The sequence below is a fragment of the Mesorhizobium sp. B3-1-9 genome (genome assembly GCF_006439595.1).
Taxonomy (GTDB): Bacteria; Pseudomonadota; Alphaproteobacteria; order Rhizobiales; family Rhizobiaceae; genus Mesorhizobium.
Genome location: NZ_VFTJ01000001.1, coordinates 238,311 through 263,021 on the forward strand (window position 1 = coordinate 238,311; position 24,711 = coordinate 263,021).

General features: G+C 65.0%; 24 protein-coding genes and 1 pseudogene. 7 read left to right on the plus strand and 18 right to left on the minus strand.

Annotation, left to right across the window (positions count from 1 at the left end):
* Positions 1 to 117 precede the first annotated feature (117 nt).
* The 16 genes and pseudogenes from FJW07_RS01090 to FJW07_RS01165 all read right to left on the minus strand — a co-directional run bounded on the left by FJW07_RS01090 (position 118) and on the right by FJW07_RS01165 (position 15,375).
* Complete coding sequence (locus tag FJW07_RS01090) at positions 118 to 1,101, minus strand: formyltransferase family protein (protein ID WP_181175214.1); 984 nt, start codon at positions 1,099 to 1,101, stop codon at positions 118 to 120.
* Positions 1,102 to 1,108: 7 nt separating this feature from the next.
* A complete protein-coding gene (locus FJW07_RS01095) occupies positions 1,109 to 2,131 on the minus strand; it encodes a nucleotidyltransferase family protein (RefSeq protein WP_140853897.1) in 1,023 nt (340 codons plus the stop codon).
* 281 nt (positions 2,132 to 2,412) lie between these two features.
* Positions 2,413 to 3,399: a dihydroxyacetone kinase subunit DhaK gene (gene dhaK / locus FJW07_RS01100; RefSeq protein WP_140782523.1), complete on the minus strand. Its 987-nt coding sequence runs from the start codon at positions 3,397 to 3,399 to the stop codon at positions 2,413 to 2,415.
* A gap of 79 nt (positions 3,400 to 3,478) precedes the next feature.
* Positions 3,479 to 3,910: a hypothetical protein gene (locus FJW07_RS01105; RefSeq protein ID WP_140782524.1), complete on the minus strand. Its 432-nt coding sequence runs from the start codon at positions 3,908 to 3,910 to the stop codon at positions 3,479 to 3,481.
* 7 nt (positions 3,911 to 3,917) lie between these two features.
* Positions 3,918 to 5,492, minus strand: a complete 1,575-nt coding sequence (ptsP, locus tag FJW07_RS01110; RefSeq protein ID WP_140853899.1) for a phosphoenolpyruvate--protein phosphotransferase — start codon at positions 5,490 to 5,492, stop codon at positions 3,918 to 3,920.
* Between the two features lie 41 nt (positions 5,493 to 5,533).
* Positions 5,534 to 5,836: an HPr family phosphocarrier protein gene (locus FJW07_RS01115; protein ID WP_140782526.1), complete on the minus strand. Its 303-nt coding sequence runs from the start codon at positions 5,834 to 5,836 to the stop codon at positions 5,534 to 5,536.
* Between the two features lie 19 nt (positions 5,837 to 5,855).
* Positions 5,856 to 6,245: a dihydroxyacetone kinase phosphoryl donor subunit DhaM gene (dhaM, locus tag FJW07_RS01120; protein ID WP_140650393.1), complete on the minus strand. Its 390-nt coding sequence runs from the start codon at positions 6,243 to 6,245 to the stop codon at positions 5,856 to 5,858.
* Positions 6,245 to 6,844 carry a dihydroxyacetone kinase subunit DhaL gene (gene dhaL / locus FJW07_RS01125; RefSeq protein ID WP_140853901.1) on the minus strand — a complete coding sequence of 200 codons (600 nt, stop codon included), beginning with the start codon at positions 6,842 to 6,844 and terminating at the stop codon, positions 6,245 to 6,247. The genes dhaM and dhaL overlap by 1 nt, the downstream gene beginning before the upstream one ends.
* Before the next feature lie 11 nt (positions 6,845 to 6,855).
* Entirely contained in the window at positions 6,856 to 8,496 is a 1,641-nt protein-coding gene (locus tag FJW07_RS01130) for a dihydroxyacetone kinase subunit DhaK (protein ID WP_140853903.1), read from the minus strand.
* A gap of 69 nt (positions 8,497 to 8,565) precedes the next feature.
* Positions 8,566 to 9,579: an ABC transporter ATP-binding protein gene (locus FJW07_RS01135; RefSeq protein ID WP_140853904.1), complete on the minus strand. Its 1,014-nt coding sequence runs from the start codon at positions 9,577 to 9,579 to the stop codon at positions 8,566 to 8,568.
* Positions 9,572 to 10,678 carry an ABC transporter ATP-binding protein gene (locus FJW07_RS01140; RefSeq protein WP_140853906.1) on the minus strand — a complete coding sequence of 369 codons (1,107 nt, stop codon included), beginning with the start codon at positions 10,676 to 10,678 and terminating at the stop codon, positions 9,572 to 9,574. The genes FJW07_RS01135 and FJW07_RS01140 overlap by 8 nt, the downstream gene beginning before the upstream one ends.
* 2 nt (positions 10,679 to 10,680) lie before the next feature.
* Positions 10,681 to 10,884 carry a hypothetical protein gene (locus FJW07_RS01145; protein WP_140702469.1) on the minus strand — a complete coding sequence of 68 codons (204 nt, stop codon included), beginning with the start codon at positions 10,882 to 10,884 and terminating at the stop codon, positions 10,681 to 10,683.
* Between the two features lie 214 nt (positions 10,885 to 11,098).
* Positions 11,099 to 12,049 (minus strand): carbohydrate ABC transporter permease, encoded by a 951-nt coding sequence (locus FJW07_RS01150; protein WP_041001244.1) that lies wholly within the window; start codon positions 12,047 to 12,049, stop codon positions 11,099 to 11,101.
* Positions 12,046 to 12,993, minus strand: coding sequence for a sugar ABC transporter permease (locus FJW07_RS01155; RefSeq protein WP_140644837.1), 948 nt, complete (start codon positions 12,991 to 12,993; stop codon positions 12,046 to 12,048). Before FJW07_RS01155 ends, FJW07_RS01150 begins: the two co-directional genes overlap by 4 nt.
* Positions 12,994 to 13,101: 108 nt before the next feature.
* A complete protein-coding gene (locus tag FJW07_RS01160) occupies positions 13,102 to 14,433 on the minus strand; it encodes an ABC transporter substrate-binding protein (protein ID WP_140853908.1) in 1,332 nt (443 codons plus the stop codon).
* 253 nt (positions 14,434 to 14,686) lie between these two features.
* Positions 14,687 to 15,375: pseudogene (locus tag FJW07_RS01165) on the minus strand (PIG-L deacetylase family protein).
* 21 nt (positions 15,376 to 15,396) lie between these two features.
* Here FJW07_RS01165 and FJW07_RS01170 point away from each other — a divergent pair.
* The 5 genes from FJW07_RS01170 to nhaA all read left to right on the plus strand — a co-directional run bounded on the left by FJW07_RS01170 (position 15,397) and on the right by nhaA (position 22,879).
* Positions 15,397 to 16,287, plus strand: a complete 891-nt coding sequence (locus FJW07_RS01170) for a DMT family transporter (protein WP_140650370.1) — start codon at positions 15,397 to 15,399, stop codon at positions 16,285 to 16,287.
* A gap of 57 nt (positions 16,288 to 16,344) precedes the next feature.
* A complete protein-coding gene (gene hrpB, locus FJW07_RS01175; protein ID WP_140853910.1) occupies positions 16,345 to 18,807 on the plus strand; it encodes an ATP-dependent helicase HrpB in 2,463 nt (820 codons plus the stop codon).
* Between the two features lie 380 nt (positions 18,808 to 19,187).
* Entirely contained in the window at positions 19,188 to 20,513 is a 1,326-nt protein-coding gene (locus FJW07_RS01180; protein WP_140853912.1) for an ActS/PrrB/RegB family redox-sensitive histidine kinase, read from the plus strand.
* Between the two features lie 292 nt (positions 20,514 to 20,805).
* Positions 20,806 to 21,369, plus strand: coding sequence for an ActR/PrrA/RegA family redox response regulator transcription factor (locus FJW07_RS01185; RefSeq protein ID WP_140853914.1), 564 nt, complete (start codon positions 20,806 to 20,808; stop codon positions 21,367 to 21,369).
* 319 nt (positions 21,370 to 21,688) lie between these two features.
* On the plus strand, positions 21,689 to 22,879 hold the full coding sequence (gene nhaA, locus FJW07_RS01190; RefSeq protein WP_140853916.1) for a Na+/H+ antiporter NhaA: 1,191 nt from the start codon (positions 21,689 to 21,691) through the stop codon (positions 22,877 to 22,879).
* Between the two features lie 52 nt (positions 22,880 to 22,931).
* On the opposite strand, the gene FJW07_RS01195 is transcribed toward nhaA, so the two are convergent.
* On the minus strand, positions 22,932 to 23,432 hold the full coding sequence (locus tag FJW07_RS01195) for an MmcB family DNA repair protein (RefSeq protein ID WP_181166940.1): 501 nt from the start codon (positions 23,430 to 23,432) through the stop codon (positions 22,932 to 22,934).
* A gap of 62 nt (positions 23,433 to 23,494) precedes the next feature.
* Here FJW07_RS01195 and FJW07_RS01200 point away from each other — a divergent pair, with 62 nt between their 5' ends.
* Both FJW07_RS01200 and FJW07_RS01205 read left to right on the plus strand, forming a co-directional pair.
* Entirely contained in the window at positions 23,495 to 24,079 is a 585-nt protein-coding gene (locus FJW07_RS01200) for a hypothetical protein (protein WP_140853920.1), read from the plus strand.
* Positions 24,076 to 24,459, plus strand: a complete 384-nt coding sequence (locus tag FJW07_RS01205) for a hypothetical protein (RefSeq protein ID WP_140853922.1) — start codon at positions 24,076 to 24,078, stop codon at positions 24,457 to 24,459. Before FJW07_RS01200 ends, FJW07_RS01205 begins: the two co-directional genes overlap by 4 nt.
* A gap of 6 nt (positions 24,460 to 24,465) precedes the next feature.
* Here FJW07_RS01205 and FJW07_RS31575 read toward each other — a convergent pair whose 3' ends face one another.
* A complete protein-coding gene (locus FJW07_RS31575; RefSeq protein WP_181182529.1) occupies positions 24,466 to 24,633 on the minus strand; it encodes a hypothetical protein in 168 nt (55 codons plus the stop codon).
* Positions 24,634 to 24,711 lie beyond the last annotated feature (78 nt).

The window sequence follows — 24,711 nt, forward strand, 5'->3', positions numbered from 1 at the left end:
ATTCCAGGAAAAGTGTGGGCGGCTTTGCGTCCGGGAATTGCGACAAAACAAAAGCCTGGAGCATGATCCCGAAAAGTGGGAACCGGCTCTCGGAGAAGATCATGCTCCAGCAAAGAGTTAGCCCTTCGCGCCGAAACGCCGGATGTGGAAGGATCGCTGTTCCCGCCGGGCCTGGCGGGGTTTCGACTGCCATCGCAACAACAGCCTGGACAGCTTGTTGTAGCCCAGATGGACGACGCGGGCGTCGGCGCAGTCGAACTCCACCAGCCCCCATCGGCATTTCGCCGCTTCGCCGCTGGGTGGCCCCAGGCGGCGGACCGGCTGAGCCAACCGGACCGGTCTTCCATTGATCAGCACACTGACCGGAACACTCGGTCCGACGATCCGGCACAGTCGGGCGACATGGTCGCTTGACGACTGCGTGCCGACGATCAACGGGCCCTGTTCGATCTGCGCCCAGACATATGCCCCATCCGGCTGGGGCAATCCGGCAAGCCCGCCACGGCAAAACTCGGGCGCAATATCCGCCGCGAGCGCAGCCATCGCGTCGGCCAGGGCCCGGTTCACCGTTGCGGCCGAATGCCAGTCCTCTGCTACAAAGCCAACATGCGCGAGGATGTCGCCCTCGTCGAAGCCGGACGTCATCTTGTGCAAGGTCACGCCGCCATGGGCTTCATGCATCTGGTCGATAACCAGCCGGTGTATCGGATGCGGGCCGCGATAGTGCGGCAGAAGCGCGGGATGCAGGTTGAGGCCGCCGTTTGGAAACAGCTCCAGCACGGTTCGCGGGATCAGCTTGCCATATCCGAAACAGATCAGAAGATCGGCGCCGAGCACGTCGAGCTCTCGCCCGAGCGTATCCCAGTCGTAGGGCGGGCTGAATTCGATCAGCCGGGGCATGGCGTGTCTGGGATGAAATATCAACGCAAACCGTCGCCGCAGGCGACGGCGCAGGACACTGAAGCTGAAGCGTTTGCCGGCACGTGGGCCCGGCACGACCACGGCGGCGATGCCGTGGCCGCCATTTGCCCAGCGCGCAAGCATGGGCGCGGTGACGGGAGAAACCTCGGTGACGAACACGGCCGAGAGCGGTTTCTCCATCCCAGGCTCAGGCTGGATATGGTCGCGGCCGCGCCAGCCTCTGCACCCAGCGGAAGGCATCGCGGCTGAGGCGCGAGCGCAGCTTTTCGCGGGAATTGACCCGAAGCAGCATGTTGCCGGTGATGAGCCATTTCGCCAGCCGTATCGAGAGGTCAGGCTTGATGCGGTTGGCAAGCTCGATCGCGCGTGGCGCGCCGAACAGGCGTCCGGTGACGTTGAGGACCGTGGCCAGCTCGAGCTCGATGCCGGTCATGCGGGCGGCCTCGAGCAGCCGCGTTTCCTCCTCCGGCGATTTCAGCCCCCGCACGCCTTGCAGCACGTCGACGCAGAGCTGCAGCCGGTGGAATTTGTGGCCGCCGGCGGCATGGACGATGGCGATGGTGAGCAGCGCGGCCGGCGTGTCGGTTTCGCCGTCGTCGATCGCCTGCAATTCCCGAAACCCGAGCGACAGGCGCCGGCGCATACCGGTGTCGTGCACCAGATCGCCATGCAACTCGATCAGCAGGCTGGAGTTCTCTTTCTCCAGCCATTTGAACTCCTGCAATTCATGCGACTCGGCCTCGTCGCTGCCGAGCTCGAAGCCGCATTCGCCGATGGTCTTGTTGGCTTCCTCGATGCTGGCGGGGTCGACGAGAATGTCGATGTCGGTGAAGGGACGGTCCGCAACCTGGCGATAAAGCTTGCGTGCGAAAACCGGTCCCTTGACGATCCGGGCCGGCACGCCTTTCGCCGCCAATGCCTTCATGATGCGGTCGCCATGGTACTGCAACAACATCGACTGACCGGTCGCCATCGTCGCTTCATCGCGCAACTCCGACAATTTCCGCTGCAAGGCTGTGTCCTGCGGCAGTTGAGCGTCGCCGATTTCCCTCAGTTTGCGCAGCATGATCGGTAGCACGCCGTGGAACTCCGCATTGGCGAGCAGCGCCAGCAGGGTTTTGGCCGCAAGGCCATTGCCCGCGGCCGGTGCCTCGGGGTCGGCGAAGGTCAGCAGCAGTTTCTCATCGGCAGGCGCAAGAGAAGGCAGCATCGATCTGGTCGAGATTCGTCCATGGAAGACAGATATGGCGAACATGGTTGCAGAAAAGCATCAGGGATGCCAGCAGCGCGAGGGCAAACCCCGCGCATGAATTGACAGTGCGAATAACTTTGCCGCATTCTCACAAGCTGGAGTCGGAGGGCACGAAAATGACCAAGAAGCAATATCAAGCACCGGTGCTGCGCAAGGTGGGCAAGCTGTCCGCTGTCGTCGCTGGCCCGTCAAAGGTGGTCTAGGCCATCAATCCGCAGCTTCAGCTCGGCTGAAACCGCTTACATCCCCCAGCGCAGCGTCGCCGTGTGAACCGGCGCGTCCCAAAGTGCTGACGTTTCGTCATCAAGCATGGTCAGCGTGATCGAGCATCCCGCCATGTCGAGCGACGTCACATAGGACCCGACCAGCGAGCGGACAACCGTCACGCCCTGTTTCTCGAACATTCTGCGGGCGCTGTTGTACATCACATATAGCTCCATCGACGGCGTGCCGCCGAAGCCGTTGACGAACAGCAGCGCCGGCCCCTTGGCGCGATCGCCGAGGTCGCCGGCAATCGCGGCACAGACCTCTTCGGCGATGGCATCGGCGCTCTTCAAGGCGTCGCGCCGCCGGCCTGGCTCACCGTGGATGCCGACGCCGAATTCCATCTCGCCGTCGCCGATCTCGAAGGTCGGCTTGCCGGCAGCGGGCACCGTGCCGCTGGTCAGCGCCACGCCCATCGAGCGCGTCGCGGCGTTGACGCGGTCGCCCAGCGCCTTGAGCGCGGGCAGCGGCATGCCTTGCTCGGCCGCCGCGCCGACGATCTTTTCCACCACCAGCGTGCCGGCGACGCCGCGCCGCCCGGTCGTGTAGGACGAGTTCTCGACCGCGACGTCGTCATTGGTCACCACCTGCAGCACGCCGTCCGCCATCTCGGCCGCCATGTCGAAATTCATCACGTCGCCTTCGTAGTTCTTGACGATGAACAGGCAGCCGGCGCCGGTGTCGACGGCCTCAACGGCCGCGAGCATCTGGTCGGGCGTCGGTGAGGTGAAGACCTGGCCGGGGCAGGCGGCGTCGAGCATGCCATGGCCGACAAAGCCGCCATGCAGCGGCTCGTGGCCGGAGCCACCGCCCGAGATCAACGCCACCTTGCCTGGCTTCAGTTCCCTGCGGCGGATGAATTTGTGCTCCTCGCCGAGCACGAGGATGTCGGCATGGGCCGCCGCAAAGCCATCGAGGCTCTCGGTCAGGACCGTGTCCACCGAATTGATGAATTTCTTCATGGCAGTCCTCCCGGCGGTCTTTAGTTTACGCAATTCCGAACGGAAAACCGCCACACACTTTTCCTGGAATTGCTTTTGCTCAGCCGCTGCTCTTGCCGGCGATGCTGGTAATTTTCTGGATGAATTCGTTGATCGCCCGGTCGAGCGCGGCGTTCTGCCTGTCGTCGCCGAAATCCGGCACGATGAGCGAGACATGACGTGTCTTGCGCGGACCGGAAGCCGCGGGCACCTTGCCGGGATGCGCCTGGTGATAGGCGGCCATGAACTGGTCGCGCTCGGCCTGGCTGAAGTGGCAGACGGAAAAGATGGACGGCAGATGCTTTGACGGGATCGGGATCGAATAGGCCGGGCTGGAAATCTGCGTGACGAAGCTGCGGTGCTTGCCGAGCGCATCGGCAAGGCGCTGGCGCATGCCCGAAGGTCGCTGGTCGATGACCTGCGACAGGATCGTCTTGTAGGCGCGGATCGCCTCTTCCGAGCCTGTTTCCGGTATCTTCTCGGTCCTGGCCATGCCGCGCCTACACCGGCACGTCCGCGATGGCCGCCTTGGCCATGGCGAGTTGCGCGGGAGCGACCGACAGGTCGCGCAGGCCGGCCTCGAGCAGCGTTGGGATGGCTGCCGGATCGCCGCCCGCGTCGCCGCACAGGCTGACCGGGATACCTCTTTCCCGCCCGAAGGCGGTGACCGCAGCGATCAGCCGCAGCACCGCCGGGTGACGGACGGAGTTGAGATGCGCCACGGCTGCGTTGTCCCGCGCGGCCGCCATCACATATTGCGTCAGATCGTTGGAGCCGATCGAGAAGAAGGCGACATCGGCGAAGGCCTCCGGCGCCAGCGCCACCGACGGCACCTCGACCATGATGCCGAGCGGCGGAAGCTTGTGCGCCACGCCCTGCGCGGCAAGCGCGGCTTGCTCCCCGGCGAATAGCGCGGCGGCTTGGCTGTACTCGTCAGGCGTGGCGATCATCGGGAACATCACCTTCAGATTGCCGTGGATGGCGGCGCGCAGCAATGCCCGTATCTGCACGCGGAAGACATCGCGCCGCGCCAGCGACAGCCTTATGCCGCGCAGGCCGAGAAACGGATTGGTTTCCTCGACCGTGAAACCCGGTATCGGCTTGTCGCCGCCGGCATCGACGGTGCGGATGGTCACCGGCTTGTCGCCGGCCCAGTCCAGCACCTTGCGGTAGGCACGGTATTGCATCTCCTCGTCCGGCAATGTCTTTCCGAACAGGAATTCGGTCCGCATCAGGCCGACGCCGTCGCAGCTTGCGATATCGATGCCGTCGACGTCGGACGGGTAAGCGATGTTGACCTGGACACGCACGGTGGTGCCGGCCTTGGTCACCGCCGGCTCCGTCAGGAATGTCCGCGCCGCGCCCTGCCGGTCGGCGAAGGCGGAGGCGGATTGCCGGAAGGCTTCGATCTCGGCCGGCGACGGCGAGAAAACGATCCCGCCGCGCTCGGCATCGAGCAGCGCCGCACCGGTGAGCGGTCCAGCCGGGATGTCGAGACCGACGACCATCGGCACGCCGCGTGAGCGTGCCAGCATGGCGACATGGCTGGCGGTGCTGCCGCGCTTGAGCGCAATGCCGCCGCCTTTGCTCCAATCGGTTTCGAGAAAACGCGTCGGCGCGATGTCCTCGCCATAGAGGATCGCGCCCGGGGGCGCCGCGGCCTCGCTGTCCTCGCTCAGCGCCCGCAGCACCTGATCGCGAATGTCGCGCAGGTCCGCGGCGCGGGCGCGGAAATAGTCCTGGTCCGACGCTTCGTAGCCGGCGACCTCGCCGTCCAGCGCCGCGCGCCAGGCGGCGTCCGCTGCTTGCCCGGAACCGATCGACGCGAAGGCCGGACCGCCCAGCGCGTCGTCCTCCAGCATGGCGATGTGGAATTCGAGGATGTCGGCGGCGTCGCCATCGGCGGTTTCGATCAGCGCCGCCAGCCGGCCGACGGCCTTGCCGATCGCCACTTCCAGCGCAGCCCTCTCTTCCGCCGCGCCCACCTTGGCTTCGTAGCCGGCCGGAGGCTGGTCGAGATCGAACAGCGGACCTTCGGCGTAACCGGGGGAGGCGGGGATGCCGTCAATCCGCATGGCTCGCGTTCCTTGCGAGCACATCGACATGCAGATACGTCTCAAGCGGACCTGGCATGATCCGCGTCCTCGTCGAAGTCACGCTGCACCAGATCGACCAGCGCTTTCACCGCCTGGGCCGCGCCGTCACCCGTGGCGCGGATGTGCAGCATGGTCCCTTTCGGCGCCTTGGCCGCCATCACCTTGACGATGCTCTTGGCGTCGAACCAGGGACCGTTGGCGGCCACCGCCACTTCCACCTCGGCCGCGAACGACTTCGCGAGCTTGGTGAACTTCACCGAAGGGCGCGCGTGCAGGCCCACGGCGTGGGTGATCAGGACCGTTGCTTCGGCGGATGCGGACATTCAGTCGGTTCCCGTTCGTTCACGACGGCGACAATTCATGCGCCGTCGCCACCACTTCCTTGAGCGAGGCGCCGCCAGAGGATTCGGTCGCCGCCATCACCGCGCCTTCGACGATCGGCGCGTTGCAGACGACTATTCTGTGGGAGCGCGGCTCGCCGATCATCTCGACCGCCATCTCCGAATTGGTCTCGGCGCCGCCGAGATCGACAAGTATGGCGACGCCCGCTTCCGACCAGGCCTTGTCGATCGCATCCATGATCGCCTCGACGCTGGTGCCGAGCCCGCCATGGCCGTTTCCGCCGCACCATGCAAGCGGCACTTCGTCGCCCACCATCTGGCGCACCATGTCGGCCGTGCCCTCGGCGACCAGGGGGGAATGCGACACGATGACGATACCGACATTGCTCATCAAATACCCTCTATCGCTTCCGCGACTGCGCGCACCAGAAGCGCGGTCGAGCGCGCTCCGGCGTCCATATGCCCGATCGAGCGCTCTCCCAGGAAGGAAGCGCGTCCGCGCAGGGCCTTCATCGGCACCGTGGCTTCCGCCGCCTTGTCGGCCGCATCGACGATTTCGGTGGCCGTCTTGCCTTGCATCAGCGCCTCATACACCGGCTGCAGCACGTCGAGCATGGTTTTTTGCCCCGGCTGCGATTTGCCGCGCGCCGCGACCGCCTCGATCGCCTTGCCCAGCGCCGCGGCCAGCCCGTTTCGATCGGGTGCTGCTGGCATGTCCTTGCCGAGCGCCATGAACAACGTGCCGAACAGCGGCCCGGAGGCGCCACCGACGGCCATCACCAGCTTGGTGCCGACCGCCTTCAGCGCCTCGGGCAGCGGCTTGGCCGAAAAGGCGTCCGCCTCGGCGCGCACGGCCTCGAAGCCGCGCTTCATGTTCAGCCCGTGGTCGCCGTCGCCGATCGCCTGGTCGAGCGCGGTCAGTTCCTCGGCATGCGCCGCGATCGTATCGGCCGCCGCCGCGATCAGTCTGGAGAAATCGGCTGCGGCCATTTTTCTGCCCTTCATGCCGGGGCAAACAGCGCCGCCACGGCGGCGAAAACCTCGGCGACCGCGAAGGCGCCGGGATCCGCTGTGTCAAGTTGCCTGCCGATATAGGCGGAACGCCCGGCCTTCGCCTTCCGCATCGCGGCGGTTGCCTCGGCGCCTTGCCGCGCCGCTTGTGTCGCCGCTTCCAGTCCGGTCGCGTCGAGAATCCGCAGCGCCGGCTCCAGCGCATCGACCATGGTGCGGTCGCCGACCTTGGCGCCGCCATAGAAAGTCATCCGGTCGAGCCCGGCGAGCAAGGCTTTGCTGACCGACGCGCCGGTGCCGAGCGACTGCGACGCGGCGGTGAAGAAGATCGACAACAGCACGCCGCTGGAGCCGCCCATCGACGTGCCCAGCGTATCGCCGATCGCGGCGGCGGTCGCGGCGCGATCGGCAAGCGGCAGCGTCTCGATGCGCTCGAGGATGCTGCGCGCCCCGGTCGCCACGGTCGAGCCGGTGTCGCCATCGCCTGCCTTGGCGTCGAGCGCGTTGAGCGGCTCCTCCAGCGAGATCAGCCTTTGGCAGACGGCTCTGATCAGCCGCTCGGCGGCCGCATCGCGGCTGGAGGTCTTGATGGTTGCGCCGATAGCAGGTCTTGCCATCGCCACGACGACCGGAGCGCGAACCGGCTTCGCCGGCAGCCAGGCATGCGGGCCGACGGGCGCGAGCAGCGCCGCCTCGCGCTCGGCGTCCAGCTTGATCAGCGACAGCGAGAAGCCGTTCATGTTGAGCGCCGTCATCAGATGCCCGGGGCCGATCGTCAGCGCCACGGCCTTGGCGAGCGGCGAGGCGAGCACCGCATTGGCGATCAAGGACATTTCGAGCGGCGGCACCGAGCCGAGATTGTTGATCAGCAAGGCATAGCGGCTGCCGGTGTCGAGCCGCGCGGCGAGGCGCTCCGCCATGATGGCGACGAATGCGCCGGCGCTCTGCAGGGCGATGCGCTCGACGCCCGGCTCGCCATGGATGCCGAGGCCAAGCTCGCCGTCTTCGGCGCCGAAGCGCTCCTCATGCGCCTGTCCGGGGATCGAGCAGGAGGACAGCGAGATGCCGAGCGAAAAGATGTCCTTCGCCGCCGCGCGCGCCGCGGCCGCGACCGACGCCAGGTCACGGCCGCTTTCCGAAAGATGCCCGGCGATCTTGTGCACGAACAGCGTGCCGGCGACCCCGCGCGGCTGCGCGATCTCGGGCAGCGCGATATCGTCGCCGACGATCGCCATCTCGACCGCCAGACCCTCCGCGCGCGCCTTCTCCGCGGCCAGCCCGAAATTGAGCCGGTCGCCGGTGTAGTTCTTGACGACCAGCAGGCAGCCGGCGGGGCCGGTCGTGGCGCGGATCGCCGCCAGCACCGCCTCGACGCTCGGCGAAGCGAAGATCTCGCCGGAGACGGCCGCCGTCAGCATGCCGGCGCCGACGAAGCCGGCATGCGAGGGTTCATGCCCGGCGCCACCACCGGAAACGATCGCCACCTTCGTCTTGTCCCAGTCGGCGCGCAGCACGACCTTGATCTCGGGATAGCCGTCGAGGCGGGCGAGCGCGCCCGATCCCACCGTGGCGAGGAAGCCGTCGAGCGCTTCGGTGACGATCGTGTCCTTGCGGTTGAAAAAGTGCTTCATGGATTTCGTCCAGTCCGTATCGTCAATCGGTGTGCCAATAAGGCGCGAGGCGGCTACATCAGTCCCCCGCTACATCAATCTCTGCCCGTCCGAGCCGAAATAGAGCGGCGCGACGTAGCGGATCGTCACCTTGTCCCCCTTTGCGAGCGGCGTGTCGGGATCGGTCAGCGTCACCAGCTTCTTCGCTCCCACGGTCACATGCAGATGGTTCTGGTCGCCGAGATGCTCGACCCAGTCGACCACGCCGTCGGCATGGCCGTTCATCGCCTTCTCGATCGCGAGATGCTCGGTGCGGGCGCCGATCGTCGCCGTTCCGGCCGGCGCACCGCCGTCGGGCAGCAGTCCGGCCGGCAGGAGGTTGATCGCCGGCTGGCCGAGGCGCGCCGCGACATGAAGGTTTGCCGGCTCCGAATAGATCGCGCGCGGCGTGCCGATCTGCACCAGCATGCCGTCGGCGAGAATGCCGATGCGGTCGGCCATGGTCATCGCCTCGATCTGGTCGTGCGTGACATAGAGCATGGTGGCGCCGAGCTCGGACTGGATGCGCTTCAGCTCGAGCCTGAGATCGGCGCGCAGCTTGGCGTCGAGCGAGGACAGCGGCTCGTCCATCAGGTAGATCGCAGGCTTGCGCACCAGGGCGCGGCCGATGGCGACGCGCTGCATCTCGCCGCCCGACAGTTTCGTCGAGCGGTTGTCGAGCTTGTGGTCGATGCGCACCATGCGCGCGACTTCCTCGACGCGCCGCCGCACAGCCTCTTCGGGAAACCGCCGCGCCGGCGAGCGCAGCGGGAAGGCGAGATTGTCGAACACCGAAAGATGCGGATAGAGCGAATATTGCTGGAAGACAAAGGCGGTGTCGCGTTCGGCCGGCGACAGCGCGGTCGCGTCATGGCCGCCGATATGGATCGTGCCGCTGTCCGGCCGCTCCAGCCCGGCGACCAGCCTCAGCGTCGTCGTCTTGCCGGCGCCGGTAGGACCGAGCAGCACGACGAATTCGCCGTCCTTGATGGCAAGGTCGAGATCGTTGATCGCGACGGTGTCGCCGAAACTCTTGGTCACGCCTTTGATGTGGACATCAGCCATGGCGCGCCTCCACTGCTTGATCATGCATGGCGGTCCTGACCGCGCGTCCGGAGCCCTTTTCGAACAGCGACAGCCGGGCGCTGCTCAAGGCCAGTCCGACCTGTTCGCCGGGGCTGAGGTGGATGCCGGCCGGCACCCGCGCCTTGATGATGCCGTCGGCCGTCTCGACCGCGACGATCTGCGTGGTGCCGAGATATTCGGTGCCGTAGATGGCGCCGCGCAGCTTCGAGGCATCGTCGAAGCGGATGTGCTCGGGCCGGATACCGAGCGCCATGTCGGCCGGGGCGATATCCTCGCGCACTTCCGGCACCGCCACCTTGGCGCCCTGCACGACGATCTCCTTCGCGCCCCTGGCGAGCCCGCCGCCGAACTTCAGGAAATTCATCGGCGGCGAGCCGATGAAATCGGCGACGAACATCGTTGCCGGCCGGTCGTAGATCTCGCGCGGCGTGCCGAACTGCTCGATGACGCCGTGGTTCATCACCGCTATTTTGTCGGCCATGGACATGGCTTCCATCTGGTCGTGCGTGACATAGACGGTCGTGGCGTGGATGCGGTTGTGCAGCTCGCGCAGCTCATGCACCATCAGGTCGCGGAACTCGGTATCGAGCGTGCCGAGCGGCTCGTCCATCAGGAAGCATTTCGGCCGCCGCACGATGGCGCGGCCGAGCGCGACGCGCTGGCGGTCGCCGCCGGCGAGGCCGGAGACCGACTTGTCCAGCAGATGGTCGATACGCAGCAGCTTGGCGGTCTCCTCGACGCGGCTGCGGATCTCGGCCGACGCCATGCCCTGCGCCAGCAACGGAAAGCCGATATTCCGGCGCACGTTCATATGCGGGTAGAGCGCGAAGAGCTGGAAGACGAAGGCGATGTCGCGCTCGCGCGCCCGGCGCATACTGACGTCCTCGCCGCCGAGCAGGATCTTGCCGCCGGTCGGCAGCTCGAGGCCGGCGATCATGCGCAGCGTCGTCGTCTTGCCGCAGCCGGACGGGCCGAGCATGACGAAGAACTCGCCGTCCTCGACCACGAAATTGGAATCCTGCACGGCGACGAATGCGCCGAAGGCTTTCCTCAGGTTTTGAACACGGATCTCGGCCATCGTTATTCCGGGAATTTCGAGACGATGATGAACATGACCGTACCGGCAAGCATGGTGATGAAGGAATAGGTGTAGAGCGACAGCGCGAAGGGCTGGAACAGCATCAGGAAGCCGATCGCGATGATCGCTGTCGCGATGTTTTCCATCAGGCCGCGCCTTGCCCAGCGGGGCCAAGAGGAGCGCTTGGAGACAACGGTGCGGCTCATGCGTTCCTCCCTTTCTTCTCGTTCAAGGGGAGAGATGGTTGCCAGGTGATTCCCCCACTCCGTCGCTGCTTCGCAGCGCCACCTCTCCCCCCTCCGGAGGGAGAGGAAGGGAGCCTGGCTGAATGAAGTTCGCGCCCTTCCTCTACCCCGTCGATCGGGCGAGAGGTGTCGGGCGAAGCTCGACGGAGTGGGGGTCGACTTATTCCCACACCGCTCATTTGCGCACCGCGCCGAAGGTGATGCCGCGCAGGAGCTGCTTGCGCAGCAGAATGGTGAAGACGAGGATCGGCACCAGGAAGATGGTCGTGCCCGCCGCCACCGCCGGCCAGTCCTGGCCGCCCTCGCCGATGATGGTCGGGATGAAGGGCGGCGCTGTCTGCGCCGTGCCGGAGGTCAAGAGCGCTGCGAATGCATATTCGTTCCAGGCAAAGATCAGGCAGAAGATGGCGGTCGCGGCGATGCCGGTGGTCGCCTGCGGCAGCACGGTGCGCCAGAAGGCTTGCAGCCGCGTATAGCCGTCGATCATCGCGGCCTCCTCGTATTCGCGCGGGATCTCGTCGATGAAGCCCTTGAGCAGCCAGACCGCCAAAGAGACGTTGACCGCGGTGTAGAGCAGGATCATGCCGAGCGCGGTGTCGGAGAGGCCGAGTTCGCGATACATCAAGTAGATCGGGATCGCCACCGCGATCGGCGGCATGAAGCGCGTCGACAGGATGAAGAACAGAAGGTCGTCGGCCAAAGGCACCTTGAAGCGTGAGAAGCCATAGGCCGAGAGCGTGCCGAGGAACACCGCGCAGAAGGTCGAGCCGAAGGCGATGATCAGCGAGTTGACGAAGCGCGGCAGGAAGTTCGACGGCCCGGCGATCACCATGTTGCGCTTGCGCACCGTCTCGTCGCAGAAGCCGGTCGCCGGCCCGAGCGAGTTGATGTATTCCGGCGTCTGCCGGGTGCGGGTCGTGAACAGGTTGCAATAGCCCTCGATGCTCGGCTGGAAGACAATCTTCGGCGGGTAGGCGATCGAATCCGGCGGCGTCTTGAAGCTGGTGGCGAAGATCCACAACAGCGGCACGATCGAGATCAGCGCATAGGCTATGATGATCGTGCCGGCGATCAGCTTCGCGTTCGACGAGGGTGCTACGACGGAATGGGCGGTGGTCAGGCTCATCTCTGCTTCACCTTGTTGAGCGCCTTGACGTAGATGTTGGCCAGCCCGAACACGGCGACGAACAGGATGATGGCGAAGGCCGAGGAATAGCCGGTGCGCCAGCTCTCGAAGGCCTGCCGCTTCAGCGTGATCGAGGCGACTTCCGTGGTCGAGCCGGGTCCGCCGCCGGTCAGCAGGTTGACCATGTCGAACATCTTGAAGTTCTCGATGCCGCGGAACAGCACGGCCAGCATGATGAAGGGCAGCGCCATCGGCAGGGTGATCGACCAGAACTGGCGCCAGTTGGAGGCGCGGTCGACCTCGGCCGCTTCATAGATGTATTCGGGAATGGAGCGCAGGCCAGCGAGGCAGATCAGCATCACGTAAGGCGTCCACATCCAGGTGTCGACGATGATGATCGCCCATGGCGCCAGTTCGACATTGGACAGCATCTGGACATTCGTCGGCGGAATACCGGTGACGAAGGAGATGACATAGGAAAACAGCCCGATCTGCGGCTCGTAGAGGAAGCGCCAGAAATTGCCGACCACCGCCGGCGACAGCATCATCGGCACCAGGATGATGGTGGTCCAGAAGGCGTGGCCACGGAACTTGCGGTCGATCAGCCAGGCCAGCGTGAAGCCGATGACGGTCTGCAAGAGGATCGTCCAGAACACGAAATGCGCCGTCGTCTGCATGGCGATCCAGATGTCCTGGTCGCCGAGGATGCGCTGGTAATTTGCGAGCCCGAGGTTCTTCACCACCTCGTTGGGGCGGTTGGCGCGATAATTGGTGAAGGAGAGATAGATCGCCCAGAACAGCGGGAAGATGTTGATGGCCAACAGCAAAAGGATCGTCGGCGAGATGAACAGCCAGGCGAGGCCCTTGTCGCTGATGCCCCGGATCTTCTTGGCCAACGGCTCCGGCGTCGCCCGGGCAACGTTGTCCGCAGTCCGATTGAGCATTGTAAGTCCTGCTTCGGTCACGGGTAAGTCTCGGCTATGGAATCTATCTGAACTGCGTCCCGTGCCAAGGGCGGCACGGGACGCGTCGATGTTGCTCGGGAGGAGCGGTTACATCTTGCCGTCGTCCTGGAACACCTGCGTCCAGTCCTTGACGAGACCGTCGAGGGCGTCCTTGGCCGAGCCCTGACCGGCGACGACATAATCATGGAAGCGCTTCTGCGAGGCCTGCAGCAACGGCGCGTAGCTGGGCTCCGCCCAGAAATCCTTCACGATGGCCATCGAGTCGAGGAAGGCCTGCGCATAGGGCTGGCTGGACGGGAATTTCGGGTCCTTGACCACCGAGTTCAGGCAGGAATAGCCGCCGAGCGACCACCACTTGGCCTGCACGTCCTTGTTGGCGAACCACTTGATGTATTTCAGCGCCGATTCCTGCTTGTCGGAATAGGAAACCACCGAAATACCCTGGCCGCCGAGTTGCGCGAACTGGTCGCCGTCGGGACCCTTCGGATTGACGAAATAGCCGATCTTGTCGCCGCCGACATTCTCGTCCTTCTGCAGGCCGGGCCAGGTGAAGGCGAAGTTCATATGCATCGCCACCTGTCCGGATTTGAAGGCGTCGACGCCTTCGCCCATGTAGCTGTTGGAAGCGCCGGGCGGCGTGCAGCAATCATAGAGCGCCTTGTAGAATTCCAGCCCCTTCACCGATTTTTCGGAGTTGACGTAGCCTTCCATCTCATAGGGCTTTTTCGGGTTCTCATACTGGAAGCCATAGCTGTAGAGCACGTCCATGGCGCCCATGGTGATGCCTTCCGAGCCGCGCTCGGTGTAGATCGAGGCGCCATAGACGGTCTTGCCGTCGATCTGCCGCTTCTGGAAGAATTCGGCGATCTGCTTCAGCTGGTCGAAAGTGGTCGGCGGGGCGAGGTCCCAGCCATATTTCTCCTTGAACTCCTTCTGCAGCTCGGGCTTGGAGAACCAGTCCTTGCGATAGGTCCAGCCGACGACGTCGCCCATGGCCGGCAGCGCCCAGTAGTTCGGCGTGTTCTTCGGCCATTCGGAATAGCCGACCACGGTCGCCGGCACGAAGTCGTCCATGCTGATCTTCTCCTTGTCGAAGAAGTCGTTCAGCTTGACGTAATGGCCGTTCTCGGCGGCGCCGCCGATCCACTGGCTGTCGCCGATGATCAGGTCGCAGAGCTTGCCGTGCGAGTTGAGCTCGTTGAGGAAGCGGTCGGCGTAATTGGTCCACGGCACGAACTCGAACTTCATGCCGATGCCGGTTTCCTTGGTGAAGTCCTTGGACAGTTCCACGAGCGCGTTGGCCGGATCCCAGGCCGCCCAGCACAGCGTCAGGTCTTCCGCATGCGCGACGTTCGAGACGGCTGTCGACGCAAAGATCGCCGAGGCCAGTCCCAACGCCAGTTTCAAGGTCGATTTCATGCCTTACCTCCCATTTGCGAAACGCGTCCGGATGACGGTTTCAAGAGCCCCTCAACCCTCGCTCCTCCGAGGGCCTGAACACGGCGAGCTATGCGTCGCTATGGTGCGCGATGCGCCGCCGATGTTTAGTAATTTGTTTAGTGATGCCATTTTTACTAAACAACGCAAGCGAATTCGTTGCTGCGCCGCAGCATGACGAAACGGGTGATTGAAATCGTTGGGAAACGGTCGCCGGACGCTGCGCCCGCCGCGGTCAGCCGGCCCGGTCGGCGGGGCCTGGGCTTGCCGTCACCGGCCGGATCGGCGGCGCCGGCGGCAGGAGCGCGCGTATATCCGCGAAGGGGAAGGTCGGCTCGAAGCGGAAGCCCTCGGCCAGCGCGCCGGCGGCGCCGTTGCATTGCCCGGCGCGAAACTCGTTCTGGAGGCGTGCCCTGTGCACATAGTGCTCCGGACCCTGCGAGTGATGCGCGCGGATCGCTTTCGCCTTGATTGCGAGATCTCGACATAATGCGTCGGCGAAAAGCCGGTGCCGCCGAGCGTATCGGCATGCAGCACAGGGACGGCGAAGGATGCGGCCATGCGCACGCCATCGGACAGGGCGCGATGGTCGCCGTGGTAGTCGTAGGGCGCATGGGTGATCGCGAGGTCGGGTTTCACCTCGCCGATCAGCGCCTTCAGCACCGAAATCAACGCTGCATCGGCAATGAGCGCGCCGTCGGGAAAGTCGAGGAAACGCGGCTCGACGCCGAGCAGCCCCGCCGCCTTGGCCGCCTCCTCGCGCCGCAGGCGGGCAAGCGCCTTCGGGTCGCCCTTGCCGCCCTTGGCACCATCGGTGGCTATCGCAAAAGTCAGCTCTGCGCCTTGCGCCGCATAGGCGGCCAGCGTACCGAACATGAATATCTCGATGTCGTCGGGATGTGCCCCCAGCGCCAATATCTTCACGTCTTCTCTCCCGGAAATGGTATGCCGAACGGAATCCTGCTCGCCCTGATCGCCTATGCAAGCTATTCGTTCAGCGACGGGGTCATCAAGAGCCTGGGCGGGCAGTTCACCGTCTTCGAGATCGGCTTCTTCTCGACCTTGTTTGCCGGCTGCTTTCTGTTCTTTACCAAGCCCAATGACGAACGCTGGCGCGATTTCTGGCGCACCAAAAGGCCGTGGGCGGTGCAGGCGCGCGCCTTGGCGGGCATCGCGTCGGGTGTGCTCAGCGTTTATTCCTTCACCACCATTCCGCTGGCGGAAGTCTACGCGCTGATCTTCCTGGCGCCGCTGCTGGTCACCATCCTGTCGACGGTCATCCTGAAGGAAAAGGTCGGTCCCTGGCGGTGGCTGGCCGTGGTCGCCGGCTTCTTCGGCGTCATGCTGGTGGTGCGGCCGGGCTTTCGCGAATTGCATCTCGGCCATCTCGCCGCCTTCGCCAACGCCTTCCTCGCCGCCACCAGCGTCATCCTGATGCGCTCGCTCGCCAAGCAGGAAAAGCGCACGACGATTCTCGGCGCCCTGGTCGGCTATGGCCTTGTCTTCAACGGCGTCGGCGCGGCCGCGACGTCGTTCTCGCTCCCCAATCTCGGGCAATTGGTCTGGCTGATGCTGGCCGGTGTCTTCACCGCCGGCGGACAACTTCTGCAGCTGCTTGCGGTCAAATACGCGCCTGCGAACCGCATCGCACCGACGCATTACTCGCAGATCGTCTGGGCGGTCATCCTCGGCGCGCTGTTCTTCCAGGAATATCCCGACTGGCTGTCATTGGTCGGCCTGGCGGTGGTCGGCGCTTCCGGCCTGCTGACGATGGTGCGCGAAGAGGTGAGGCTCGGCACCGTGCGCTGGAATCCGTTTTCGCGCACCAGGCTTTGACCGCGCACCGGCCCTCGCAAGTTGCATGGCGACCGCGACCGCTGATATGCGGGCCAGATGACGACAAAACCCCTGCCGGAGCTTCCGGTCACTGCCGTGCTGCCGGCGCTCGGCGAAGCGCTCTCGCAGCGCAGCAGCGCCGTGCTGGTGGCGCCGCCCGGCGCCGGCAAGACGACGCTGGTGCCACTGGCGCTGCTCGACGCGCCCTGGCTGGGCAAAGGCCGGATCGTGCTGCTCGAACCGCGCCGGCTGGCCGCTCGCGCCGCTGCCCGCCGTATGGCCGAGCTGCTCGGCGAGGAACCTGGCGGCACGGTCGGCTATGCCATGCGCATGGAGAACCGCACGTCGGCGCGGACAAAAATCCTGGTCGTCACCGAAGGCGTGCTCTCCCGCATGATTCTCGACGACCCGGAACTGCCCGGCGTTTCGGCGGTGATCTTCGACGAATTCCATGAGCGCTCGCTCGACGGCGATTTCGGCCTGGCGCTGGCGCTCGACGTGCAGGGCGCGCTGCGGCCTGACCTGCGTCTGCTGGTCATGTCGGCGACGCTCGACGGCGCCCGCGTATCGAGGCTTCTGGCGCAGGCACCGGTGATCGAAAGCGAGGGCCGCGCTTATCCGGTCGAGGTCCGCTACGACGAACGGCCGGCCGGCCTGGCGATCGAGGACGCCATGGCCAAGGCCGTGCGCGCGGCCCTGGCCGGCGAGCAGGGCAGCGTGCTCGCCTTCCTGCCCGGACAGCGCGAGATCGAGCGCACCGCCGAGCGGCTTCAGGGCAATGTCGCCGCCGACACCGACATCGTTCCGCTCTACGGCCAGCTCGACAACCGGGCGCAGGATCAGGCGATCAGACCGGCGCCGGCCGGCCGCCGCAAGGTGGTGCTGGCGACCTCGATCGCCGAGACCTCGATCACCATCGACGGCGTGCGTGTCGTCATCGATTCCGGCCTGTCGCGCCTGCCGCGCTACGAGCCGGCGAGCGGCCTGACCAGGCTTGAGACGGTGCGCGTCAGCAAGGCTTCGGCCGATCAGCGCGCCGGCCGCGCCGGCCGCACTCAAGCCGGCGTGGCGGTTCGCCTGTGGCGGGCCGAGCAGACCGCGTCGCTCCCCGCCTTCTCGCCGCCGGAAATCCTCGAGGCCGATCTGTCCGGACTGCTGCTTGACTGCGCCGCCTTCGGCGTCGCCGATCCGTCCAGCCTTTCCTTCCTCGATCCGCCGCCGGCCCCGGCGCTCAGCGAGGCGAGGGTGCTGCTGAAGGCGCTGCATGCCATCGACGATGCCGGCCGGCTGACGAAGGCGGGTGCCGCCATGCGCAAGCTGGCATTGCCGGTGCGGTTGGCGCATATGGTGGCCGAAGCGGTGAGAGGCGGTCATGCGCAGGAAGCGGCGACACTTGCCGTATTGCTGACCGAGCGCGGATCGGGCGGCGACAGCGCCGATCTCGAACGCCGCCTGATCCGCTTTCGCGGCGAGAAATCGCCGCGCGCCAACGCCGCCAGGCAGCTCGCCGAGCGTTTGGCCAGACAGGCCGGCGGCGGGCAGGGCGGCGAGGCGGTCTCCGCCGGCTCGCTCCTGATCCATGCCTGGCCGGATCGCGTGGCGAGAGCGCGCGGCGAGCGCGGCCGCTTCGTGCTCGCCAACGGCTCGGGCGCCATGGTCGAAGCCGCTGATCCGCTCGCCAATGAGACCTGGCTGGTGGTCGCCGACCTGCAGGGCAAGGCGCAGAACGCCCGCATCACCGCCGCCGCGCCGGTCGGCGAAGCCGATATCCGCGCCGCTCTTGCCGATCGCATCGAGACGAAGCGCGAGACGACCTTCGACCGCGAGCGCCGCGCCGTGCGGGTGCGCGAGACCGCGCGGCTCGGCGCCATCACCTTGTTCGAGCGTATGCTGCCGGCGCCGTCGGGCGCCGATGCCGATCAGGCTATCCTCGACGCCTTACGGGAGCACGGCCTGTCGCTGCTCGATTGGGGCAAGGATGCCGAGACGTTGCGGCAGCGGCTCGGCTGGCTGCATCGCGGTCTGGGAGCGCCCTGGCCCGACGTTTCGGATGAAGCGCTGGTCGAGGGCCTCGACGATTGGCTCCTGCCGTTTCTCGCCGGCGACGCCTCTTTCGCGGCCATCAAGCCGGCGACTTTGTCGTCGGCACTCATGGCCTTGGTCCCGCACGACCTGCAGCGCAAGGTCGACGCGCTGGCGCCGACCCATTTCGACGCGCCGTCGGATAGTCACGTGCCGATCCGCTACGACGGCGAATGGCCGGTGCTTGCGGTCCGCGTGCAGGAGCTGTTCGGCCTCGACCGTCATCCGGCGATCGCCAACGGCACCGTGCCGCTGACGCTGGAGCTTCTCTCGCCGGCGCACCGCCCCATCCAGACGACGCGCGACCTCCCTAACTTCTGGCGCGGTTCCTGGGCGGACGTGCGTGCCGACATGCGCGGTCGCTACCCCAAGCATGTCTGGCCGGAAAATCCGCTGTTGGCCGCCGCCACCAGCCGTGCCAAGCCCCGCGGAACGTAGGCTTGCCCAGAAGTTTTGGCGAGCCTCGCGTTAACGGACGGCATATATTGGCGATTGGCGCAAACACCCATCGCTTCGTCATCCACGGGCGGAGCAAGGAGCGAAGCGACGCGCGCAGACCCGAGGATCCATTCCGCGACGTCGACGCGTTGCCACGGTTCAGAATTCCCTCCGCTGCTCTCTACGATCGAGGTAACGGAATGGATCCTCGGGTCTGCGCTCCGCTTCGCGTCGCTCCGCCCGTGGATGACGAAGTTGCGACGGCCCCGGCCAACCACCAAGCGCTCATGATGGTGAACCGAAACACCGGCTGCCAATCGCTCAAGTCGCCTTTACAGCGCTACTAGCGCTTACCCTCCCGCGGTTATAATCGTAAGTCGATGATCAACATCCTGCGCGCGCCCGATTCCCAGCAAAGCCAGCGGCTGCGGCTCAACACGCTGATCCGCCTGCGCTGGCTGGCCATCGTCGGCCAGAGCCTGACCGTGCTGGTCGTCGCCTATGGCCTAAAATTCCCGCTGCCGGTGTCGATGTGCTTCGCGCTGATCGCCTGCTCGGCCTGGATGAATCTGTGGCTCACCTTCCGCTATCCGGCGGCGCACCGCCTGACCCCGCTTTCGGCCTTCGCGATTCTCACCTTCGACGGCATCCAGCTCACCGGCCTGCTCTACATGACCGGCGGCCTGACCAACCCGTTTTGCGTGCTGCTTTCGGTCCCGGTCGTCATCTCGGCCGCTTCGCTGCCGCTGCCCATGACCGCGGTGCTGGGCGCGCTGGTCATGATAGCCGCCACGTTGCTGGTGTTCTTCCACCTGCCACTGCCCTGGTATGAGGACGCGCCGCTGCCGATGCCGTTCATCTATGTCGCCGGCATGTGGATGGCGGTGTTCGCCTCGATCGCCTTCACCGCCATCTATGCCTTCCGCGTCGCGGCGGAGGCGCGCCTCCTCGCCAACGCCCTGGCCGCCACCGAACTGGTGCTGCAGCGCGAGCAGCATCTGTCGGCGCTGGACGGGCTGGCGGCGGCGGCCGCGCACGAACTCGGCACGCCCTTGGCGACCATCACCGTCGTCGCCAAGGAGATGGAGAAGGCACTCGGCAAGGACCCGAAATACGGCGAGGACGTGAAGCTCCTGCGCTCGCAAAGCGAGCGTTGCCGCGAGATCCTGAAGCGGCTGACCAGCCTTTCCTCGGAAGGCGAAGCGCATCTGTCGCGCATGCCGCTCACCTCGCTGGTCGAGGAGGTGACGGCGCCGCATCGCGATTTCGGCATCTCGATCCGGCTGCGGCCCGGCGAGTGTATCGGCCCCGAGCCCGTCGGCCAGCGCAGCCCCGGCGTCATCTATGGGCTCGGCAACCTGGTCGAGAATGCCGTCGATTTCGCCCGCAAGTCGGTCACCGTCAGCTGGAGTTGGGACAATGACAAGGTCATCTTCTCGATCACCGATGACGGGCCGGGCTTTCCGGCCGAGATCATCGACCGCATCGGCGAACCCTATATGTCGACGCGCCAGGGCACGGAGGCCGGCGGCGGCCTGGGGCTAGGGCTGTTCATCGCCAAGACCTTGCTGGAACGATCGGGCGCCACCATCGATTTCCGCAATTCGAGCGGGCTTGGCGAAGGCGCGGTGGTGCAGATCGCATGGCCGCGCGGCGTGTTCCTCAACCAGGACCACGCCTCGGCCACCATGTTCGACAATGCCTAAAGCAATTCCAGGAAAAGTGCGCAGCGGTTGGGCTCGGCGACTTCGCCGTAGTTTTCCGTCCGGAATTGCGAAACGGTGAAAAAGCCCTGCATTTACTGCATGGCAGCTCTGTTGCCGGCTGTAAAAATTGGACATTGCCCCTGCGGGACTGTATCTGCGTAAAAGTGAGGCATGCCGCCCAAAACCGTGCAGCTTTTTTGGGAAACGGCGCGCCTGGAAACAAGAACTTAAGGCGCATTCGCTAGAATTCGTTCCGGGGCGAGGTGGTTCAAGTCAGTAGGATGCCGATAAGATGAGCGGAGACGAAACGACTGTTGCAATGGTCGAGGGCGAGGACACCTCGCTGCTCATCGTCGAGGACGACAAGCCGTTCCTCACTCGGCTCGCTCGGGCTATGGAGACTCGGGGCTTCGTGGTCGAGACGGCGGAGAGCGTGGAGGAGGCGGTCGCCAAGGCGCGCGCCCATCCGCCGGCCTATGCGGTGGTTGACATGCGGCTCGGCGACGGCAATGGCCTCGATGTCGTTGCCGCCATTCGCGAGAGACGCGAAGATGCCCGCGCCATTATCCTGACCGGCTACGGCAACATCGCCACCGCGGTGACAGCGGTGAAGCTCGGCGCCATCGACTACCTCTCCAAGCCCGCCGATGCCGACGACGTCTTCGCCGCGCTTACCCGGACCTCAGGCGAGCGCGCGGCGCCGCCGGAAAACCCGATGTCGGCCGACCGCGTGCGCTGGGAGCACATCCAGCGCGTCTACGAAATGTGCGACCGCAACGTGTCCGAGACGGCGCGCCGGCTGAACATGCATCGGCGCACCCTGCAGCGGATCCTCGCGAAGCGGGCTCCGCGCTAGGCAAGCGTCGTCATCCACGGGCGGAGCGGGAGCGAAGCGGACGCGGAGACCCGAGGATCCATGCCGTGACCTTGGCCGGAGGATGCAGCGGAGCAGAATTCTGCGCCGTCGGCACCGCTCCGATGTAACGGAATGGATCCTCGGGTCTGCGCTGCGTCGCTTCGCTCCTTGCTTCGCCCGTGGATGACGAAGAGACGGACGTTTCGGCCAATTTTCGAAGCATCGGCTGCGGTGTCGCCCGTAAGCCTTGCATCTCCACTGACGTTGCGCATCATTGGACCACAGATTCCCGGCCAACAGGCTAGGTTAGCGAGGCACCATGCAAGACGAACGGCCGAAATCGATCCTGCGTGAATTCCTCGACGGCGAGGCCGCTGGCGGCATCATCCTGATGGTGGCGGCAGCCCTTGCGCTGATCGTCGCCAACTCGCCTTTGGCCACAACCTATTTCGCCGTCCTGCACGCCTATCTCGGACCGCTCAGCGTCTCGCATTGGATCAATGACGGGCTGATGGCGGTGTTCTTCCTGCTGGTCGGGCTGGAGATCAAGCGCGAGATGCTGGATGGTCAGCTCTCGACCTGGCCGCGCCGGGTGCTGCCCGGCATCGCCGCCGCCGGCGGCATGCTGGTTCCAGCGCTGGTCTATGTCTTGATCAACCGCGACAATGCGGCGGCACTCTCCGGCTGGGCGATCCCCACCGCCACCGACATCGCCTTCGCACTCGGCGTGCTTTCGCTGCTCGGCAGCCGGGTGCCGGCCTCGCTGAAGGTCTTCCTCACCGCTCTCGCCATCATCGACGACCTCGGCGCCGTCATAATCATCGCGCTGTTCTACACCAGCGGCCTGTCGCTCGCCTATCTGGCCGCCGCCTTCGTCGTCATCGCCTTGCTGGTCGTGCTCAACCGCATGCGGGCCATGAAGCTCTGGCCGTATCTGCTGCTCGGCGCGCTGCTGTGGGTGCTGGTGCTGAAGTCGGGCGTGCACGCCACGCTTGCCGGCGTTGCGCTGGCGCTCACCATCCCGCTTGAGCGTTCTCCGGGCATCAGCCACGATCTCGAGCATTCGCCGCTGCACCGGCTGGAACACGGCCTGCACAAGCTGGTGCCCTTCCTCGTCATCCCGATCTTCGGCTTCGCCAATGCCGGCGTCTCGCTCGGCGGCCTGAGCTTTGCGGCCCTTGTCGAGCCATTGACGCTGGGCGTCGCCGCCGGCCTGGTGCTGGGCAAGCTGGTCGGCGTCTTCGGCTCCTCGGCGCTCGCGATCCGCTTCGGCCTCGCCGACCTGCCGGTCAATGCCGGCTGGCTGCACATGCTGGGCATTTCGCTGCTTTGCGGCATCGGCTTCACCATGAGCCTGTTCATCGGCCTGCTCGCCTTCGCCAGCGACCCGGCGCTGCAGGACGCGGTGAAGGTCGGCATCCTCGCCGGCTCGCTGATTGCCGCCCTCTTGGGCGCCGCCATCCTGCTCATGGCACCGGCGGGCAGCGGAGTGGAAGAAGAAGTGGAATAGGTCAGCTGCAACGCCTATTTCCTCTCCCGCCTAGTGCGGCGAGGAACAGGCGCTACTCGCTCTCGCCATCCAGCGCCGGCACCGCGACGCCGGCGAGCTCCGCCGCCAAGAGCCGCGCGGCGCCCGCGCGGGCCATCCGCAGCATCAGCGCCTTGCGCGTCGCTGCCGCCATGCGGTGCTCGGGCGCATCGCGCAGGATCTCCGCGCCGTAGCCGTCGGAAAGGATGAAGCCGCACTCCTCGGGAAAGATGTCCTGGGGAACGCCGGGATGGGTGGCGAAGAAGAAGCGGTCGGAATGCAGCCGGTAGTCGGGCCATTTACGGTCGACCCTGAAATCCTCGATCGAGGATTTGATCTCGATGATCCAGACGTCGCCCTGCCTGGTCAGCGCGACGAGATCGGCGCGGCGGCCTGTCGCCAGCGAAAGCTCCGGCAGCACATGCGCGCCCATTTCGGTCAGCAGCCGCTGCACGCCGCGCCGCACCAGCATGGCGCGCTCCGACTGGCGGCCGTCGATCAAAGGGTTGAGGGGAATCGGGGAAACAATGGGCATGGCAGCCACCATGCCAGATTTTGTTCATGGTTTGAACCCGTTTTTCTATGGCGATTATATATTTGACAGACCCGGATTACACGCGGGCAATTTGTATGCTAAGTGGTGTCTCAATCGGGGGAGATTGGGTGGCGTCTAGAGAGCAAGAGCGCGGCTGGTGGATGTTGCCGTGGGGCTTCGCTTTTGGCGGAGCGGCATTCTTTGGATGGGTCTTAAGCCTAATCCTTCCGGCTATCTCAACATTCTCGTCGGCGATTATTGCAATTACCATCGCCACATCGGCATTTGTCTACTCTGGGACCGCACTCCATCTGTACCTCAGTCGGCCGTCTGCCGACCTCGTGAGGCCGAAGGTCCTGTTTTTCAAGAAAGAAGCACCCGGCATATTTCTCATCTCGCCGGCATCGTGGCTGTCATATGGCTTCGGGTACTCACTGTTCCTCGCCCAAAAGGACGGGTTCGAGCGGTTTTTAGGCATCGCTGAGGTATTCAATATTCAGGATGACAGGAAGGTACAGCTGTCAGTGATCCATCGCGCAGAAGGCGCGGACGACATATGGACTAGCCTCACGTCTGGATCAGCGGATCACTTCAAAGAAATAATCATAAAACCTGGCACCCCTAGAATCGGGTTGGACAGACCATGAAGCATGCCAAAGTCGCCAAAGTGATCAATAAATTCAAGGTCGCCCTCAATGTCGGGAAAGACGACGGCGTAGAGGTAGGGCACGATTATATTGTTTACCGACAGGGGGAGGAGGTTCTCGACCCCGACACGGGTGAAAGTCTCGGAATATTTGAAGAGGTCATCGGTCGCGGCGTTGTCACCTATGTTCAGGATCGCATCGCGACACTGGAGTCCTCAGAGATCTTAGAGGGCGGGAGAAGGGTAATACGAAAGTCAGCAAGCGGTTTGTCGGCTCTGCAGGGATTGTTTGTTCCTACCACGGAAGAAGTTGTTAACGAGCCCGACCAGATCAAACCATTCCATCAAGCAATCGTCGGAGACCTCGCGAAGCGCGTCTAGACCCGCCTAGTCATCCTTACCCTTCTTATCGCCCTTCGGCGGCAGCGACTTCGCCATCTTCCTAAGTGCTTCATTCAACGGCTCTTCGGAATCGACGGTGCCAATCTTACGCGCCAGTTCGCGGAACTTGTCCACTTGACTCTTGCCGGTCGTTAATGATTCCGGTTTTTTCATGGGGTTGGAACTTTCCCAGTTGTACAATCTGTTGCGGACACCATCAGCCGCAATCAATATCTGTCACTTACCACCGGC